The following is a 16,736-nucleotide window of genomic DNA, read 5'->3' as shown; positions in this document are numbered from 1 at the left end:
GCAACGAAGCAAGAGTCAGCAGCACAAACGACACAACCCCTCAACAAATGTTTATGTAAAACTACATGAAGTAGCAGATAAGCGACTAATCACACCTGTCACAACCCCCCTCCCTGAACTAACGTCGGCTAGATCATAAACACACGTTGACAGACGCACAGACTGGGCACGCTATGCGGCTTTCGTCTGTTTGCGCTCAGGAGGTGGCTTCCTTGCACTCGGAGACTGGACCACGCTCGCGTTCTATTGGCGAATCAGTTCCCATTCACGGTCCCAGGATTCCTTTCCGGTGCACCAATGCCTAGCAATGGAAAAGGTTCTGAAGTCGCTGCAGAACTTCCCTCAGATCGCTATATGATGCCCGCAGAGGTGGAACACCGACTTGGCATTTCACCCGCAACACGGCGTCGGTGGACGAACCGAGGCCTGCTGCGCGCATATCCGTTGGGCCCGCATTATCGTCCTGGCCCTGGAAATAACAGGAGAGGAAACCGGAACGGGAGTCGGGTGCGCTACAAGGAAACCGAGGTGAACGATCTCTTTCAGCGCATAGGGGAGGGTGAACTCGCCCGTCCGCCCAAACCCGTGGATATGTAGCGTCACCGACCGAGGAAGTGCCGACCCCATTATGGAAGGGGCCCATGAAAGAGTCTGACGCGCCGTTCGACAGATGGCACAAGAAGTATCCCAAGCCAGGAGACGCGCCATGCAGGTGCGGCACCAAGAGGAACCCTCAGCATCCGACGGCTGACCATGGCCGGGGTCAGCAGTGGCAGGCTCGTTACACCGACCCCAACGGCAAGCCTCGTCGGCCGATGTTCGTCACGTGGCAGGAAGCGCGTGACCATCTGGACGAGGTACGCGCCAGCATACGCACTGGCACCTGGATTGATCCCGACATCGGTATCAGGAAGTTGGAGTTCTTCGCCAACGAACTTATCGAAGGGCGAAAGAAGCGGAAGAAAAACGAGAACACCACCAACACTTATGACACCCACCTCCGCGTGCATATTCTCCCCTTCGCGGGACGACGGGAAGCCAAGTCGCTGAAGCGTCGGGACACGATGGCATTAGTTGACCATCTACTCGACAAACCTGGTATCGGTGACTACTACACGGTCCAGATATTCAAGACCTGGCGCATCCTCATGAACTACATGATCGATTCCGATGTTCCGCTTCCGGCCAACATCACATCCCGGATCGAGTTGCCGGAGATCGACCCTCGGGTCAAAGTCTCGCTGTTGCCGCAGCAAGTCGCCAACCTGGCAGCAGCGATGAGGGAAATCGCCCCGCGGTACGAGATCCTGATCTGGATCGCGGCGTGCGCCGGATTCAGGGAAGGGGAGGCGTTCGGTCTGAGAGAGGAGGATGTCGGCTGGGCCGACAGCGTCCTCTACGTGACGGAGCAGCGGCAGAACGGCCAGGCCAAGAAGCTGAAGACCAAGGCCAGCAAGGTGACTCTGCCGGTCGACCGTTTCTTGACGCAGCAGTTGGCCTCCCACCGGACCCGATTCAGTGGGCCTGAGCCGGTGGGCCGCGATGCCGAGATGAAGCGGCGGCGGCGAGGGTACGCCCCTCCGCCGGACGAGGGGCTGATCGTGACCACGCGGGATGGCAAGCCGATGCGCCGGGGAAGGTTCAACGAGAAATTCCGGGAGGCGGTGACACTGGCCGGCCTACCAGAGCGAACTCGGTACCACGATCTCAAGCACTTCTACACCTCCCAGCTCGGGGCCTCCGGCCGACATGATCCGAAGACGGTGCAGGCGCTCTCGCGGCACGCGGAGTTCTCCGAGACGTGGGACACCTACGCGCATCCGCCTATGGCTGTGGAGGGCGTGAAGGTGATCACTTTCAGCGGCCTGTTCACCACAATCCGCGACCGCGTGGTGCGGGCCGCAGCGTGAAACCGGGCGGCGAAGGGGCTTGACCCCGGCCGCCCCTGATGTGCCAGACTCAACGACGCAACGAGGCTAACCATCGCGGCGCGAGGGTGGGCCGGACCCGTGGAAAGGTCCGCGCACCTGATTCGACCCCGATTCGACCCCATGGGTGTCGGGCAGAGCAGAACACCGCTCTGACCAGGGTCAAAGTGGTGCCGGCAGACGAGTCGGGCTGTACGCCGGGTTCTGTACCCCGGGACCTCGCGGTCGTCGGGGCGACGGCCATCCATCTAGGGCCGGTGTTGCCACCGGCCTCGTGCGGCCTACCCGCGGACTCGGGCTGGCAACCCTCGAACGTCCGCGCAGAGCGCCCTGTTACGGCCGCTCCTCTTGGCCTTGCTCCGGGTGGGGTTTACCTAGCCGCCTGGGTCACCCCAAGCGCTGGTGGTCTCTTACACCACCGTTTCACCCTTACCGGGATCCGTACGGATACGGTCCCCGGCGGTCTGTTTTCTGTGGCACTGTCCCGCGGGTCACCCCGGGTGGCCGTTAGCCACCACCCTGCCTTGTGGAGCCCGGACGTTCCTCGGGAAGAACCCGAAGGATCTTCACGCGGCCGTCCGCCCGGCTCGTCTGCCGTGGTCGCCATGGTACCCGCCGTGACCCGGTCGTCGGGCCCTGGACCGAGGCGCGCGGGCCTTTTCGGCAAAGTGGGCCCTCCGGACGGTCAGGCGGGGGCGAACAGCACCTTCGCCGTACCGGGGGCCGACTGGATGAGTCGTACTCGCAGGGGTTCGCCGAGCGGTAGGGCGCTGACGCCTTCGATCCGGCCGACCACGGCGGGGTCCGTCAGATGGACCGTGCCAACGGCGGGCTGGTTCTCCCTGACATCCACCACGATCGCGTCGAACTCCTCGCCGACCCGATCGCTGAGCAGCGCGGCCTCGACGAGGTCCACGCTCTCCCGCTCCACCGTGTTGGCGCGCCGGGAACCGTCGGCCATCTCCCGGGGGAGGTCCGCCAGCGCTTCCAGCACCCATTCCGGTACGCCCTGACCGGCGCAGGCCGCGAGGCAGAGCTCGCCGGCGTAGCGGTCCACCAGACGGCGCAGTGGGGCGGTGCAGTGGGTGTACTCGTGGGCGACCGCGGCATGGACGGCGGGGGAGGGCAGCCGGCCGCCGGTGAAGACGCTGTACCCGGCGCCGCGTAGCAGGGTCGTGCACTCCTGGAGGAAGGCGGCGTGGCGGGCCTCGCGGGGGTCGAGGGAGCGTACGACGTCGGCGTAGGAGACATGGTGGGGCCAGTCGATGCGCAGCGCCCTCGCCGAGCGGCGGAGGCGGGCGACCGCGCCGTCCGGGGCGGTGGGGAGGGTACGCAGGACGCCGGTGCCGGACTTCTTCATGATGTCGGCCGCCGCCATGCCGGTGAGCAGGGAGATCTGGGCGTTCCAGCCGTCCGCGGGGCGCGGGGCGCGGTAGTGCAGCGCGTAGTGCCCGTCCCGTTCGGTGATCTCCTGTTCGGGAACGTTGAGGGAGATGCCGCCGCGTTCGCGCTCCAACTCCTCGCGACGCAGGCCGATGTCCTTCAGCAGTGCGAGCGATTCCACGGCGGTGCCGGCGTCGATCTGCTGCTGGGCGGTCTCGTAGTCGAGCCTGGCTCGGCTCCGGACGAGGGCCCTGCGTACCTCGGCGTCGTGGACGCGGCCCCCGGCGTCAAGATCGATCCGCCAGAGCAGCGCGGGCGCGGTGTGTCCCGGTAGCAGGCTGGCCGCGGCCTCGGAGAGCACCGGTGGGTGCAGCGGCACCTTTCCGTCGGGGAAGTAGAGCGTCTGCACCCGGCGGTGCGCCTCACGGTCCACCGCCCCCTGGGGGGTGACGAAGGCGGCGACATCGGCGATGGCGTAGTGCACCCGAAAGCCCCGGCCGTGGCGGGCGAGATGCATGGCCTGGTCGAGGTCGGTGGAACCCGGTGGGTCGATGGTGAAGAAGGGGATGTCGGTGGCATCGGTCTCCGGCAGCCGAGGGGTCGCGGCGGCGGCCTCGGTGAGCACATCGGGTGGGAAGGCCTCCGGTACCCCGAGTTGGGTCCGTAGCTCATGCAGCGCGGTCTGGAGTGGTGCGTCGGGCGGACCGGTGGTGTGCAGGGGGCGGCGGGGCATGGACCGAGCGTATGGCGGGCTTGGGTGCTCGGCATGTCGGGAGGGAGAGAAGGAAGGGCGGAGTGGCGGAGGGAAGGAAAGCGGGCGGGGCTGTCAGGTGGGAGGGCGGTCCCGGGGTGGCGTGGTCGTCGTGGGCGGGTGGGGCCCGGCGCGTACGCTGGCGCGGGGGCGGCTGCCCGCCTTCCCCGTACCCGCCGTGAGGAGAACGTCCGTGCTCGTGCTGTTGCCGCCGTCGGAGGGGAAGGCCGCTTCCGGGCGCGGCGCTCCGCTGAAGCCGGAGTCGCTGTCGTTGCCGGGCCTGGCGCAGGCACGTGCCGCGGTGCTGGACGAGTTGGTCGAACTCTGTGTCGCCGATGAGGCCAAGGCACAGCAGGTCCTCGGGCTGAGCGATGGGCTGCGGGGTGAGCTCGGCAAGAACGCGGAGCTGCGGACCGCGGGCACCCGGCCGGCCGGGGACATCTACACGGGTGTGCTGTACGAGGCGTTGGGGCTCGCCACGATGGAGCCGGACGCCAAGCGTCGGGCGCGCAGGTCGCTGCTGGTGTTCTCGGGGTTGTGGGGAGCCGTGCGGGTGGGCGATCGGATTCCGTCGTATCGCTGTTCGATGGGGGTGAGGCTGCCGGGTCTTGGGGCGCTTGCCACTCACTGGCGCGGCCCCATGGAGTCGGTTGTGCCCGAGGTGGCGGGGAGCGGGCTCGTCCTGGATCTGCGTTCGGCCGCCTATGCCTCGGCGTGGAGGCCGAAGGGCGAGGTGGCGGGGCGTACGGCGACCGTGCGGGTGCTGCACTCGCAGCTCGTCGACGGGGTGGAGAAGCGTTCGGTGGTGAGCCACTTCAACAAGGCGACCAAGGGCCGGATCGTGCGGGACCTCCTGGTTTCCGGTGCTCAGCCCAAGGGGCCGGCCGCGCTGGTGGAGACTCTGCGGGATCTCGGTTTCACGGTCGAGGCTGAGGCGCCCGCGGCGGCGGGGCGGCCTTGGGCGCTCGATGTGGTGGTCGCGGAGATCCACTAGCCGGGGAGTCACCGCTAGGCAGAGCCAAGGCGCCCCCTCCGGCGGTCATGGAGATCACCTCCCCGGGTGTTGCGCTATGCGCAACGATCGTTGCGTGGAGTGCGAGAGGGAGGGCAGGATGAGGGCATGACCTCCGTCCTTGATCTCGCGCCTGTCATTCCCGTTGTCGTCATCGAGGACGCCGATGACGCGGTGCCGCTCGCCCGCGCCCTGGTTGCGGGCGGGCTGCCCGCGATCGAGGTGACGCTGCGGACACCAGCCGCGCTCGACGCCATCCGGGCCATCGCCGCCGAGGTTCCGGAAGCGGTGGTGGGCGCGGGGACGGTGATCTCCGCGGAGCATGTGAAGGCGGCGACCGAGGCCGGTGCGCGCTTTCTGGTCAGCCCCGGCTGGACCGATCAACTGCTGGCCGCGATGAGGTCATCGGGCCAGGCGTTCCTCCCGGGAGTCTCCACGGTCTCCGAGGTGGTGGCGCTGCTGGAACGCGGGGTGAGTGAGATGAAGTTCTTCCCGGCCGAGGCAGCCGGCGGCACGGCCTATCTGAAGTCCATCGGGGGCCCGCTGCCGGGAGCCCGTTTCTGTCCGACCGGTGGAATCTCAGCCGCCTCGGCCCCGGCCTATCTGGCGTTGCCCAATGTGGGCTGTGTCGGCGGCACCTGGATGCTGCCGGCGGACGCACTGGCGGCAGGGGACTGGTCCAGGGTGGAGTCCCTGGCGGCGGAGGCAGCCGCACTGCGCGGCTGACCCCGAGCCGAGCGGCCACCGGCCGAGCCATCACCGGTCGAGCCATCACCGGTCGGGTCGAGGAACGGACTTGCCGAACCGCCGCCGGCCTTGCTGAACCGCGCTGAACCTTCCCTGGTGACGGAGCAGCGACGGTAGGGAAAGGCATGGGCCGGACGTCCAGCTCGGTACACACGTCCGCCGCCGTGCGATCCGCGAGCACACTGCCGCGTCCCAGGGCGATGCCGACAGCGCTCTGGGACACTCCCCCATGTGTCCAACCCCCACCTCTGCGCCAAGGAGCGCTGCCCAGGCACCGGGACGGATTCCCCGAGTCCCGCAGCGGGCGATAGACGGCTCCCTGGTCGCGCGCCAAGTGGCATAAGCCTGTGACGACAGGCCCGACCGCGCCCCCGACACCGTCGAGATCGCCGTCAGGTCCAAGGCAGCACCCGTATCCATGTGCCCCACCGGCTCACCGCCCCGAAGGGAACAGTCCTGACCGGCTCCCTGGCCACGGCACTCGCCGTCCTTCTGCTCGTGGCCGTACTCGTCTCCGCCGTCGTACGGCCCTGGGGATGGCCCGAGGCCGTCATCGCCGTACCGGCTGCCGTGATCGCCGTGGCCACCGGGCTGCTCACGCCGGATGACGCGCTGAGCGAAGCCAAACAGCTGGGACCGGTGATCGGGTTCCTCGCGGCAGTGCTCGTTCTCGCCCAACTCTGCGATGACGAGGGGCTGTTCAGGGCCTGCGGGGTGTGGATGGCCCGGGGCGCCCGGGGACGGCCACGGCGGTTGCTGACACAGGTGTTCCTCATGGCGTCGGCCATCACCGCCGTCCTCAGTCTCGATGCCACGATCGTCCTGCTGACCCCGGTGGTCTTCGCCACCGCCGCCAGGTTGGGCGCCCGGCCCAAGCCGCACATCTACGCCTGCGCCCATCTCTCCAACACGGCATCCCTGCTCCTGCCGGTCTCCAACCTCACCAATCTCCTGGCGTTCGCCGCCAGTGGGTTGAGCTTCACCCGGTTCGCCGCGTTGATGGCCCTGCCGTGGCTTGCCGCCATCGCCGTGGAGTACGCCGTCTTCAGGCGCTTCTTCGCCACCGACCTCAACGCCGGCGCGGCCACGCCCAACAGTGCGCAGACCCCTCAGGTGCCGGTGTTCGCGCTGGCCACGGTGATCGGCACCCTGGCCGGTTTCGTCATCGCGTCGGCCCTGGGCATCGACCCCGCCTGGGCCGCGTTCGCCGGCGCGGCCGTACTGGCCGTACGCGCCCTGGCCCGGCGCCGCACCACGCCCAAGGCCATCGTCGGCTCAGCCGCGCTGCCGTTCCTCGCCTTCGTCCTGGCGCTGGGGATCGTGGTCCGCGCGGTCGTCGACCATGGACTCGCCGATGCCCTCGGCCAGGTGATGCCGGACGGCACCGGCCTCGCAGCGCTGTTCGCGATCGCCGTACTGGCCGCCGTACTCGCCAATGTGATCAACAACCTGCCTGCCGTGCTGGTGCTGCTGCCGCTCACCGCCCCGACCGGTCCCGGAGCCGTACTCGCGGTGCTGCTGGGCGCGAACATCGGCCCCAATCTCACCTATGCGGGATCGCTCGCCACCCTGTTGTGGCGCAGGATCGTCCGGGACCATGACAGTGAGGTGGACTTGGGCGAGTTCACTCGGTTGGGGCTGCTCGCCGTGCCTGCCGCACTGGTTGTCTCCGTGCTGGCACTGTGGGCGTCGCTGGCCGTCATCGGGGTGTGAACACCCGGGTGGTCTCACGGTGTACGGGAGAGGGGTGCGCGGTGACCGTCATCGCCTGGATCGTCGAGGGCACCTGGCCCGCCTGTGTGGATGCCGTCCGCAGTTACGCGCCCGATGACACCGATGTGGTGCTGTTGCATACCACCGGCCCTGAGGTGCCGGGCGTGGCACGAGGGGCGTACGCGGGATTGCTGGGGCGCGGGCACCACCCACCGGACCCGGGCGAGCGGTTGCGGGCCCTCGCCGCCGTCTCCGCCGAGCGGATCCTCACGGCGGCGGCCGACCGTCTCGCCCGACCCTGCGCCCGGCTGGAGCGCACCGGCCGACCCGAACGGGAAGTGGTGTCGGCCGCTGGGGGCGCCGAACTGCTGGTCCTCGCCAGGGACGGGGAGCGCACCCGCCCCGGCCCGCGCAGTCTGGGCCCGGCGAGCCGGTTCATCGTGGACCACGCGCCCTGCCCCGTACTGCTGGTGTGGCCGGGGACCGTGGACGAACACCCGCCACCCGGGCCCGGGCCCCAGAGCGAAGGGCCGCCCCCGGCACCGGGACCAGCGCCGGGATCCGAACCCGGACCGGCACCGCTGCCGTAGCGGGCGAGGCCCCGCGCTCTCGTCAGTCGCTCTGCTGGCCCCGCAGATGCGAGGTGTCGTTGAACAGCCGGACGGACGCGTTGCCGTCCGCGTAGTACGCCACCGCCGACACCGAGGCGGCCGAGAGCTCCATCCGGAACAACGACTCCGGCGGTGCCCCAAGGGCCAGGCGGACCAAGGTCTTGATCGGTGTGACATGGCTGACCACGAGCACGGTGCGACCGGCGTACCGGGACAGCAGACGATCACGCGCCGCCACCATCCGGCGGGAGACGGTCGCGAAGCTCTCCCCACCGCCCGTCGGCGCCGCCTTCGCGGAGGAGAGCCAGGCCGTCAGATCGTCGGCGTACCGCTGCTGGACCTCAGCGAAGGTCAGCCCCTCCCAGGCGCCGAAGTCCGTCTCGCGCAAGCCGTCATCGACGCGGACATCAAGGCCCAATCGGGCGGCCACCACCTGGGCGGTCTCCCGGCAGCGCTGCAGCGGGGAGCTGACGATCTCCTGGACCGTGCCCCGCGCCAGCAGCGCGGTCGCCACCGCGTCGGCCTGGCGCCGTCCCACGTCGGAGAGTTCGGGATCGCTCCCGCCACTGCCCGAGAAGCGCTTCTGCGGGGTGAGCGCGGTCTCACCGTGCCGGAGCAGGACGAAGGTGGTGGGTGCGCCGAGATCGGCGGATGCCGCCCAGCCGACCGGAGGTGCGGTCCTGGTGCTCTGTTCGGACTCGTCGGCCGGCGCCGGCGCTGTGGGTTGCCCGGCTAGGGCCGCTCGCGCCTTCGCCGCGCCCGCCGCCGCGTCCCCGACCACCCGGGCCGCCGCGCTGTCCGCCGCGTCCAGTTGGGCCGTGGAGCGGGAGGGCTCCCACTGCCGCCCCTGCTTGCCCGCGTCCATCGCCTCGTTGGCCAGGCGGTCCGCGTGCTTGTTCTGCGCCCGCGGCATCCACTCGTAGGTGACGGCCGACGGCGGGAAGATCCGGGCCGCCTGTGCCGCCAGCGGTTTCATGTCCGGGTGCTTGATCTTCCAACGGCCGGACATCTGCTCGACGACGAGCTTGGAGTCCATCCGGACGTGCACGGTCGCGTCGGGTGCCAACGCGTGCGCGGCCCGGAGACCGGCGACCAGGCCCCGGTACTCGGCGACGTTGTTCGTCGCCACACCGATGTACTCGGCCGCCTCGACGAGCGTCTCACCGGTCGCTGCGTCGATCACCACCGCGCCGTAGCCCGCCGGTCCCGGATTGCCCCGGGAGCCGCCGTCCGCCTCGACGACGAACTTCCGCACCGCGGTCACTACAGCCCCGACTCCGGGGTACGGACCAGAATCCGGCGGCAGTTCTCACAGCGCATCACCGTGTCACGAGGGGCGGCGCGCACCGCGTTGACCTCGGTGATGTTCAGTTCCAACTGGCAGCCCTCGCAGCGGCGTTGGAAGAGTCGGGCCGCGCCCACCCCGCCTTGCTGGACCCGAAGCTTCTCGTACAGCTTGAGCAGGTCCGCGGGGATGACGGCCGAGACGGCCTCGCGCTCCTTGGTGGCCGCCGCGGCCTCGTCATCGAGTTCCTGGGTCGCGCTGTCCCGGCGTGCGGTGGCGATATCGGCCTTGGCCTGGACGGAGGTGACCCGCTCGGTCAGCTCGCCGACCCGCTCCTGAAGGGACTCGCGACGCTCCATCACATCGAGGACGATGTCCTCCAGGTCGCCCTGGCGCTTGGCGAGGGAGACGATCTCCCGCTGGAGGTTCTCCAGGTCCTTGGGGGAGCTGACCGCTCCGGAGTCCAACCGCTGCTGGTCGCGTACGGCGCGCTGCCGCACCTGGTCCACGTCCTGCTCCGCCTTGGTCTGCTCCCGGGCGGTGTCGCTCTCCTGGGTCTGGGCGGCGACCAGCAGATCGCGCAGCTGGAGGAGGTCCTTGGTGAGTGAGTCGATCTCGGCGTGCTCCGGCAGCGACTTCCGCTTGTGGGCGAGCTGCGACAGTCGTACGTCGAGGGCCTGGACGTCGAGGAGTCGGATCTGGTCGGCGGGCGCGGCGTTCAGTTGGGGGCTCCAGAAGAAGAGAGGCGTGAAGAGAGTTGGGAGGTCCAGGGGTCGGTGACCGTGCGCGAGACATGGACTCGAAGGTTCCAGCCGTGTCGGTCGGAGATCTCGTCGAGCTGGGTGGCAGCCAGTTCGCACCAGGGCCACTCGGTGGCCCAGTGTGCGGCGTCCACCAGCCCCAGTGGGGAGGCGTACGTGGCTTCGGAGACCGGATGGTGACGGAGGTCGGCGGTGAGGAAGGCGTCCACTCCGGCCGCCCGCACCACATCGAAGAGGCTGTCGCCGGAGCCACCGCTCACCGCGACCGTACGCACGACCGCGTCCGGGTCACCGGCGAACCGGATGCCCTGCGCGGTGGCGGGCAGTCGCTCGGCGGCGCGGGCGGCGAACTCCGCCAAGGTCTCGGGATGGTCCAGTTCGCAGATCCGTCCCAGCCCACGTCGGCCTGAAGGGTCGGTGGAGTCGGGCACCAAGGGACGGACGACGCGCAGGTCGAGCGCGCCCGCCAGAGCGTCGGAGACTCCGGGATCGGCGGTGTCGGCATTGGTGTGGGCGACATGCAAGGCGATGTCGTTCTTGATCAGGGTGTGGACGATCCGGCCCTTGAAGTGTTGGGCGGCGACCGTCGTCGTCCCGCGTAGATAGAGCGGGTGGTGGGTGACGATCAACTGCGCCCCGAGGTCGATCGCCTCGTCCGCGATCTCCTGGACGGGGTCGACGGCGAGCAGCACCCGCTGTACTTCCGCGTCAGGGTCGCCGCAGACGGTGCCGACGGCGTCCCACTGCTCGGCCCGCGCGGGTGGCCAGAGGGCGTCGAGGGCGTCGATGACTTCAGAGAGGCGGGGCACGCCAGACAGGTTACCCGCGCCGGGTGCGACGCCGGTCCTGACCTCCGGGACGGCTGTGCGGACCGGGCGGCGGCGGTCGACCGGGGCGGCGGGCAGGGACGGAGTACCGGGCCGGGTGGAGCGGACACCGGCGGCCCGTGACCGCCGTATCGCCAGTCGGCTCGGGCGAGCGGACTTCCGGTCGGGGAACCGGCTTTCGAGATGCGCGGTCCAGGGCTGCGGGGCTGGTGGGCGGGGGTGAGAGCCGGATACTCAGGGCGCGGCGAGCGCGCGGTCCGGAAAACAGCGGGGCCGCAGGACGGCCTCGGGTCGCGGACGGAGGGGCGCGTACGAGGAGCACAAACGGTTCCGCACCCAGTGGTGATTACTCCCGCAGCCATCCATATGTGTGAACGGTGAGGGCTCGTGTTGTTCGGCTGGAAGTACGAAACCAAGCTTCATGGCCGGAGGTGACGAGCCGATGACAGCCTGTGCCATCGAATCCGCCAAGCAGCACACCCGGCCGGAGAGTACGCCGGACAGAGCGGGACGTACGGTACCGACGAGGTTCGCGATCTCGGTGAACGGCGCCTATGCGGCGCGGCTGGCCGGGGTCGGCGAGGCCCTGTTCCCCGAGCGGTGGACGCTCGATGGCCCCGAGCCCTATGCCGTACCGCTGCCCCTGCACCAGCCGGAACAGGCCGACGCCGATCTGCTGCCGCTGACGGACGGGCGGGTGCTGATTCACAGGCGAGTGGGAGGACGGCATCTCTTCTCGCTGCTCTATCCGCTCGGCGCGGGGACGGGGGAGATTCCCCTTGGCGGGATCGAGACGCCCGAACTGGTGCTCCTGCCGCCGTCGCCGGAAGGCGATCGTGTCTATGCGATCGCCCCTGGAGACCGGGCCACCGCGATCTGGCTGGTGGCGGGGGGCGCCTTCGGGCCTGAGCAGCTCGCCGTCGTACCGGGGCGCTGTTCGGGTGGGGTGTGGCTGGATCGTCTGGGGCGGATGCTCGCACTCGACCGACGGTTCGATGGAGGTCCGCTGAAGACGGTGGCGGTGGATCTCCTGCGGGGTGGCGAGATGTCACCGCTGTTGCAGATCACCCCGGGGAGCGACGATCGGCTGCTGCTGGCCGACCTCGACAGCGGTCTGCTGGTGATCCGGTCGAACGCTCCGGGGACGGACCGGCTGGGGTGGGGCGTACTGGGGAGTGCGTTGCCGGTGCGTTTTCCGGAGTGTCTCCATCGGGCGGACTCCGCGCTGACGCTGACGCCGGTTGCCGCACAGCCGGGGCAGGTGCTGATGCCGGAGCGTTGTGGAGTGGCACTGCACGTCACCGGACCGGGCGTCACCGGACCGGGCGTCACCGGACCGGGCGTCACCGGACCGCATGCCAGTGGCGTCGAGCCCCGCAGCGGCGCCGCTGAAGAAGACCGTGGGGACGGTAGGGGAGGACCAGCGGTCCCCGGGCGGTTGGCGATCTGGCGGCCCGAGGAGCGGCGGCTGCATCCGCTGCCGATGCCCGAGGGGTGGCTGGTCGGGGCGGGGGTGTGGGGCGAGGACGGGGTGCTGCGGCTGCCCTATGTGACAGGGCAGGTGCCGTGCGGGGTCGCACGGATCAGAACGGAGGACCTGTTCGCGGCCCGGGGGGTACGGGGTGAGTCGCGGGGGCGAGGGACGGGTGGCGGCGAGGCTGCCCGTGTTGTGCGGACCGAAGCGGGTCCGTCGGGCGATCTACCGGCCGCCAACGCCCGGGCCGGTGCCGTGCGGGCGGGCGAACAGGGCGTGGGCGAGGTCGGCACCGTAGCGGTGGGGGTGGGTGGACAGCTCGCGAAGGACACTGCCGGAAGGGGTGTGGGGGTGTGTGCGCCACCGATGCCGGCGGTCGCGACGGCTTCGGTGGCGTATCAACCGATTCCGTTGCAGCAGGCACCGCTCTCCGGGCGCATCGGTCCTGGTTAGAATCTTCGGCCTGAAAGTCATTCAGCGCCGACAACGGGGGGATTCAGCCATATGTCTGATGCCGGAACCGACACGATCAAGAAGCCCTCGCCGGGGGCGGCGGAGTCCGGGGCCAACGGCGCCGGAAAGCACCGGGGGGTAGCGGCGGCCGCGGAGGACACCGCTGCCGAACCCCACGGCAAGCACCGCCGCCCGGGGCAGTCCGACGCGGCAACGACCTGATCCCTCGGGTCCAGGCGACCGGGGCTCCTTCCTCGGGACCCTGTTCCCGTACTTGCTGCCCGGTTCCCGGTCGGGTGGGTCGGGGTGCGGGAGGGAGCCCCGGTCGGCCGTGTCAGGGATGGGTTCCCGCCAGGCACTCCGACCGGGGCCCTATCGAAGTCCGGAGTCGTCTTCCCAGGTCGCGGGGGTATCGGCGCGCGCTTAGCATGACGGTCGTGGAAGAGATGCCGCGGGACCACCGCCCTGCCACATCCGTACGGATTCTGCTGGCCGAGGACGAGAGCGGGCGGCACGGTGCCCTGGCGCTGCTCCTCGGCCTAGAGCCCGGTTTCGAAGTCGTCGCCCAGGTGGAGCGGGGCGACGAGGTGGTCAAGAAGGCCTGGGAGACCCGGCCGGATGTGGCTCTGCTGGAGGTGGAACTCCCCGGGCTCAGCGGACTTGACGCCGCCGCGGCCCTACGGGACGAGGTACCCGAGTGTCGGGTACTGGTTCTGACCACCTCGGCACGGCCCGGCCATCTCCAGCGTGCGCTGTCCGCGGGAGCTGCGGGGTTCGTGGTGAAGGACGGCCCGGTGGAGGAACTGGTACGGGCAGTACGCATGGTGCTGACGGGGGAGACGGTGATCGACCCCGCCCTGGCCGCCGCCCCCGACGACAGCGCATAGACATAGCGACAGCGCGCCCGTCTCTCCGGTCCGTCGGTCTCCTGCGCCGTCAGTGTTCGGTCCGTCGCGGCAGCCAGAACAGCATCACCACAGCGCCCGTCACCAGTAGCCCGGCCCCCGCCCTGAAGGCCAGGGCGTACCCGGCCGTGAGATCGACCTCGGCGGCGCTGTCCCCCGCACGCGATGCCGCGATCGTGGAGAAGACCGAAAGCCCCAACGCACCCCCCATCGTGCGTGAGGTGTTGATCAGGCCGGAGACCAGACCTTCGTCCCCCGGCTCGGCGCCCGCCGTTGCCAGCGCGGCCAGTGGGGTCGCCGCAAGGCCGATGCCCATCATCATCAGCATGCCCGGGATCATGATCGACATGAGATAGCCGCCATCGGCGGTCATCGTCGACTGCCAGCCGAAACCGGTCGCCGCGATCAGCGTCCCGATGACGGCGACATTCGCCGCCCCCGCCCGGGTCATCAGTCGGGGCGCGAGCTTGGAGCCGACCACCACCGCCACCGAACTGGGGATCAACGCCAACCCGGCTTTGAGGGGCGAGTAGTCGAGCACGTTCTGCGCGTACACCGTCATGGAGAACCACATGCCGAAGGACGCCGAGCCGATCACCATCATGGTCACATTGGCCGCGGTCACCGCCCGGGAGCGGAACACCTTCAACGGCATCAGCGGAGCCTTGGTCCGTGCTTCCACCAGGATGAACAATCCCAGCACCGCCAGCCCGCCAAGCAGCGGCAGCAGCGTCCGCGCCGCGATCCAACCGGCTTCCTCGGTCTGGACGATGCCGTACGCAACCGCCGCGAGTCCCCCGGTGACCAGCGATGCGCCCGGCAGGTCCAGGCGACGGCCCGTCTTCTCCCGGCTCTCGGTGAGCCAGAACACCGCGCCCACCAGCACCAGGGCACCCACCGGCACATTGATCAAGAGCACCCAACGCCAGGAGAGCAGATCAGTGAGGGCTCCCCCGACAAAACCTCCGGCCGCGCCGCCTGCCGCACCCACGGCCGACCAGGTGCCGATCGCTCGGGTCCTGGCCGGGCCCGCAGGCGCGGCAGCCGTCACGATGGTCAGCGTCGCCGGGGCGAGCACCGCCGCACCGAGCCCCTGGACCGCCCGGGCCGCGAGCAACTGCCAGCCTTCCTGGGCGAGCCCGCCCGCCAGCGAGGCAACCGTGAAGAGGCCGAGACCGAAGAGGAAGGTCCGCTTGCGCCCGAAGACATCGGCGGCCCGACCGCCGAGGAGCATAAAGCCGGCGAAGGCGATGGCGTAGGCGTTGACCACCCATTGCAGACCGGTGGTGGAGAGTCCGAGGTCGGCGCGCATGGAGGGGAGCGCGACATTGACGACGGACACATCGAGGACGACGAGGAACTGTCCGGCGCAGGCGGCGAAGAGCACCAGGAAGGTGCGCGTGGAGCGGAGTGCGGGGGTGGGTATTCGGGTCTGTTGAAGATCTGTGGGGGCTTGGACCATGACTGTCATGGTCTCAGCCGGTCTACGGTCAGTACATCCGGATATTGCCGTACGGGACTGAAACGCCTGTCCTAGGACTTCGGATGGGGCTCTGGCCGGGACCTCGGACCCGGTCTGGCGCGCAGACTCAGCACCCGGGCTCGGTCCGGGCGGTGCGGCGCCGCATCCCGCCCTGCTCCAGGCCTTGTACCGCCTCCTCCCGACAGGGGCAGACAGGGCAGACAGGGGCTCGGCCTCCCCTGCCTCATGAGCTCCAGGGTGTTGCCCGGCCAGTCCCCAAGCCGCGCAGCACCCATCGGTCTCCTACCGATGCCCCGGGTCTCCCTCCGGCAGAACGGTGACAGGGATCACTCCCCCACCGCGCCTGAGGCTCCTTCATTCTGACGATAGGTCAGCATCGAAGGTGTCCAGGTCGGGCGGCGAGGTGCGGCGGGCATCTCCCGTGCTGCCCGTGGCTGGAGTCGCCGGGTGGGGCGTAGGGGGGAGGGTCCCACCGCCGGTCCGCTGGTGAACCAGTGCGCGGCAGTACCTGCGAAGCCTGCGCGGCCATCGCCTCTTCCACCACAGCCAGAGGGACATGTGCAGGACCATCAGGACGATCGCGGAGATCACCGCGGTGAGCAGAGTCAGGAACATCACCCCGCCGATGACCCCGGAGGCATCCTCGGAGTCCGACCAGTCGGTCTCGTCGCGGAAGGCCAGCACCATGACCAGGCAGGTGTTCACGGTGAACCATCCCGCCGCGATAAGCCCCGCGACCATCGGAACCAGGCCGCCGAGATCGTCGTGGCGCCAATGGCGGCTCGGTAGGTACTCCGCCAACTGCCCGCTGTGCGTCACGCAGGCGGTACGGAAGTGGGAGTGAGCGGCCAGGCCCTCCACCGTCACGGTGCTTCCGGCGGCCAGTGCGTCGCGGCTGAACCGCCAGGCCACCCGCTCCAAGGGATGCGCCGAAGACACCGCCCGCGCTTGGTCCCCGCCCTCGGTCAGTACCAGGTCGCCGCCTTGATCCAACTGGACCGACCCAGCCGAGACCAGCGCTTCCAAGGCCATCTCGGCGGCATCGGACTCCCGTCGCCGTGATGCCTCCGCGCCGAATCCGGAGCCGAGCAACCAGGCCGCGTGATACGCGTCCAGGACGTCCGACGCCATCAGGCGCTCCGCCGCCCGGCGATGGGTGCGGTAGCTCCACAGGGCCAGTCCGCCGATGCCCATGTTCAGTAACACGACAAGCACGCTCGTACTCAGCGCCAGCCACTCCACACCATCCATCCGCCCAGGAATAGAGCATGCCCCCGGGTCTGGCCAGTGCGCCTCAGCATTCAGCCAGACCAGGCCGTTTGACGGCCTTGGAGGGGGCCGCCGCGTCCGTTGTGTTGCGCGCCGCAGGCGGCGGCCTCGGCGGGCCGGTGAGGACGCGGTGT

At 69.5% G+C, this 16,736-nt stretch carries 13 protein-coding genes, 1 other RNA gene and 1 pseudogene; 8 read left to right on the top strand and 7 right to left on the bottom strand.

All coding sequences use genetic code 11. The features are described 5' to 3' along the window. Positions 1–641 precede the first annotated feature (641 nt). Positions 642–1,910: a tyrosine-type recombinase/integrase gene (locus tag NBG84_RS10645; protein ID WP_250919080.1), complete on the top strand. Its 1,269-nt coding sequence runs from the start codon at positions 642–644 to the stop codon at positions 1,908–1,910. 195 nt (positions 1,911–2,105) lie between these two features. Here NBG84_RS10645 and rnpB read toward each other — a convergent pair. Together rnpB and NBG84_RS10635 are read right to left on the bottom strand one after the other, a co-directional pair. Further along, positions 2,106–2,518: RNase P RNA component class A (gene rnpB / locus NBG84_RS10640), an RNA gene on the bottom strand. Between the two features lie 95 nt (positions 2,519–2,613). Further along, positions 2,614–4,044, bottom strand: a complete 1,431-nt coding sequence (locus tag NBG84_RS10635; RefSeq protein ID WP_250919079.1) for an RNB domain-containing ribonuclease — start codon at positions 4,042–4,044, stop codon at positions 2,614–2,616. A 211-nt stretch (positions 4,045–4,255) separates the two neighbouring features. Here NBG84_RS10635 and yaaA point away from each other — a divergent pair, with 211 nt between their 5' ends. The 4 genes from yaaA to NBG84_RS10615 all read left to right on the top strand — a co-directional run bounded on the left by yaaA (position 4,256) and on the right by NBG84_RS10615 (position 8,124). After that, positions 4,256–5,056 (top strand): peroxide stress protein YaaA, encoded by an 801-nt coding sequence (gene yaaA / locus NBG84_RS10630; protein ID WP_250919078.1) that lies wholly within the window; start codon positions 4,256–4,258, stop codon positions 5,054–5,056. A gap of 126 nt (positions 5,057–5,182) precedes the next feature. Beyond that, on the top strand, positions 5,183–5,800 hold the full coding sequence (eda, locus tag NBG84_RS10625; protein ID WP_250919077.1) for a bifunctional 4-hydroxy-2-oxoglutarate aldolase/2-dehydro-3-deoxy-phosphogluconate aldolase: 618 nt from the start codon (positions 5,183–5,185) through the stop codon (positions 5,798–5,800). Positions 5,801–6,241: 441 nt separating this feature from the next. Continuing rightward, positions 6,242–7,534: an SLC13 family permease gene (locus tag NBG84_RS10620; RefSeq protein WP_425608609.1), complete on the top strand. Its 1,293-nt coding sequence runs from the start codon at positions 6,242–6,244 to the stop codon at positions 7,532–7,534. A 41-nt stretch (positions 7,535–7,575) separates the two neighbouring features. Further along, positions 7,576–8,124 carry a universal stress protein gene (locus tag NBG84_RS10615; protein ID WP_250919076.1) on the top strand — a complete coding sequence of 183 codons (549 nt, stop codon included), beginning with the start codon at positions 7,576–7,578 and terminating at the stop codon, positions 8,122–8,124. A gap of 22 nt (positions 8,125–8,146) precedes the next feature. On the opposite strand, the gene NBG84_RS10610 is transcribed toward NBG84_RS10615, so the two are convergent. The 3 genes from NBG84_RS10610 to NBG84_RS10600 are packed head-to-tail and all read right to left on the bottom strand — an operon-like array spanning position 8,147 to position 11,000. Then, the gene (locus tag NBG84_RS10610) at positions 8,147–9,409 is read right to left on the bottom strand and encodes a bifunctional RNase H/acid phosphatase (RefSeq protein WP_250919075.1); all 1,263 of its coding nucleotides are present in this window, start codon (positions 9,407–9,409) and stop codon (positions 8,147–8,149) included. Continuing rightward, on the bottom strand, positions 9,409–10,152 hold the full coding sequence (locus NBG84_RS10605) for a zinc ribbon domain-containing protein (protein ID WP_250919171.1): 744 nt from the start codon (positions 10,150–10,152) through the stop codon (positions 9,409–9,411). Before NBG84_RS10605 ends, NBG84_RS10610 begins: the two co-directional genes overlap by 1 nt. Beyond that, positions 10,149–11,000: a Nif3-like dinuclear metal center hexameric protein gene (locus NBG84_RS10600; protein ID WP_250919074.1), complete on the bottom strand. Its 852-nt coding sequence runs from the start codon at positions 10,998–11,000 to the stop codon at positions 10,149–10,151. Before NBG84_RS10600 ends, NBG84_RS10605 begins: the two co-directional genes overlap by 4 nt. 460 nt (positions 11,001–11,460) lie before the next feature. Between NBG84_RS10600 and NBG84_RS10595 the strand changes: the two genes are divergently transcribed. From NBG84_RS10595 to NBG84_RS10585, 3 genes and pseudogenes are all read left to right on the top strand, one after another. Then, the gene (locus NBG84_RS10595; protein ID WP_250919073.1) at positions 11,461–12,945 is read left to right on the top strand and encodes a hypothetical protein; all 1,485 of its coding nucleotides are present in this window, start codon (positions 11,461–11,463) and stop codon (positions 12,943–12,945) included. A 51-nt stretch (positions 12,946–12,996) separates the two neighbouring features. After that, positions 12,997–13,167, top strand: coding sequence for a hypothetical protein (locus NBG84_RS10590; RefSeq protein WP_250919072.1), 171 nt, complete (start codon positions 12,997–12,999; stop codon positions 13,165–13,167). 224 nt (positions 13,168–13,391) lie between these two features. After that, positions 13,392–13,814: pseudogene (locus NBG84_RS10585) on the top strand (response regulator); the annotation flags it as partial. 67 nt (positions 13,815–13,881) lie between these two features. Here NBG84_RS10585 and NBG84_RS10580 read toward each other — a convergent pair. Together NBG84_RS10580 and NBG84_RS10575 are read right to left on the bottom strand one after the other, a co-directional pair. Further along, positions 13,882–15,321, bottom strand: coding sequence for an MFS transporter (locus NBG84_RS10580; protein WP_425608608.1), 1,440 nt, complete (start codon positions 15,319–15,321; stop codon positions 13,882–13,884). A 366-nt stretch (positions 15,322–15,687) separates the two neighbouring features. After that, complete coding sequence (locus NBG84_RS10575) at positions 15,688–16,548, bottom strand: hypothetical protein (protein WP_250919070.1); 861 nt, start codon at positions 16,546–16,548, stop codon at positions 15,688–15,690. Positions 16,549–16,736 lie beyond the last annotated feature (188 nt).

Source organism: Streptomyces albipurpureus (genome assembly GCF_023701525.1).
GTDB classification, from domain to species: domain Bacteria; phylum Actinomycetota; class Actinomycetes; order Streptomycetales; family Streptomycetaceae; genus Streptomyces; species Streptomyces albipurpureus.
This window is presented reverse-complemented; position numbering and strand designations above follow the sequence as displayed.

Bases quoted from the DNA above. Each gene is read 5' to 3' on its own strand.
- eda (WP_250919077.1), top strand. From the start codon at position 5,183: ATGACCTCCGTCCTTGATCTCGCGCCTGTCATTCCCGTTGTCGTCATC.
- NBG84_RS10590 (WP_250919072.1), top strand. From the start codon at position 12,997: ATGTCTGATGCCGGAACCGACACGATCAAGAAGCCCTCGCCGGGGGCG.
- NBG84_RS10645 (WP_250919080.1), top strand. From the start codon at position 642: ATGAAAGAGTCTGACGCGCCGTTCGACAGATGGCACAAGAAGTATCCC.
- NBG84_RS10635 (WP_250919079.1), bottom strand. From the start codon at position 4,044: ATGCCCCGCCGCCCCCTGCACACCACCGGTCCGCCCGACGCACCACTC.
- NBG84_RS10580 (WP_425608608.1), bottom strand. From the start codon at position 15,321: ATGACAGTCATGGTCCAAGCCCCCACAGATCTTCAACAGACCCGAATA.
- NBG84_RS10595 (WP_250919073.1), top strand. From the start codon at position 11,461: ATGACAGCCTGTGCCATCGAATCCGCCAAGCAGCACACCCGGCCGGAG.